Here is a 1,046-nt window from a genome sequence, read left to right on the forward strand (position 1 = left end):
GATCAGAGTCATGCGATTTCTCCCGTCAGCGTGTTGAGGGTGGTGAAGCTTTCGGTGGTGAAGATGTCATAGACGCTCAGGTCCACGTTCTCCACGGCCGGGCTGGTGCCGTCGGCCAGGCGTCGGGCGAGCATGCCCAGCGCGGCGATCTCGGGGGTGTCGCCGCGCTGGATGAGCAGGTCGGCAGCAGTGATGGCGGCGTCGAACCCGGCCGATCCCGATGCGGCCTCGACGGCACTGAGCAGGCGGCGTCGGTTGGTCGCGGGGGCCTTGTCGAGCCAGTCGCGCACCGGCTCAGAGACCAACGGCCGCAGCGGGGAATGGCTCCAGGCGCCGGGCTTGGTCACTAGCAGCGGCAGCAGTGCCGCGGGCTCGAAGATCGTCTCGGCCTGCACTCCGAAGGCGCGGGGAAAGGACCGCACCGGCGCGGAATGCTCATCGAGGATCTCGACGACGTCGTGGCGGAGCCCGACGGTGAGGGTGCGGCTGTGGAATGAGGATCCGGCCGCGTAGGTGTTGCCGTCGATGAGGACGTTTCCCTTCTTGTCAGCCGTGCGGGACTCATAACGCACCGGGTCAAACCCCACGCCGGGCAGCGCCAGCGACGCAGCGACGTCTTGGGCGAAGAGCTCGCTGATAGGTAGGCCTTTCCGGTAGTGCGTCGTCTCGGCCAAGGCCATGCACCGTGTCATCAGCACGTCGTTGAGCCCCTTGAGAGTGGCCGCTTCTGGCTCGGGAACCATCAGGTTTCGGCGGAGAAACCCGACGGCGTTTTCGACGTTGCCCTTCTCGTTGCCGGAGTATGGATTGCAAAACCGCGACTCCGACCGGTAATGCAGTTTGAACGCGCCGAACAGTTTGGCCTCGACGACTTTGGTGCCGACTCTTCGCCCGATACCGGTGGCGTTGTCAAAGACCAGGTGCCGGGGCGCGGCGCCGATGTGATCGAACACGGTGCGCAGCCCGTGGCAGACGCACTCGGCGGTCTCTCCGCGGTAGGCCTGAACGAAGCGCATGTCCGAGAACGGGAACGTGACGACGAAGAT

Annotated in this window: 1 protein-coding gene; it reads right to left on the reverse strand. The window is 65.5% G+C overall.

What is annotated here, in order from left to right; all coding sequences use genetic code 11:
- Positions 1 to 8 precede the first annotated feature (8 nt).
- Positions 9 to 1,046 (reverse strand): IS21 family transposase (locus QN357_RS19050; protein ID WP_323505407.1); only part of this gene is annotated, 1,038 nt, incomplete at its 5' end.

It is taken from the genome of Cryobacterium sp. RTC2.1, assembly GCF_035018685.1.
Lineage (GTDB): Bacteria > Actinomycetota > Actinomycetes > Actinomycetales > Microbacteriaceae > Cryobacterium > Cryobacterium glucosi.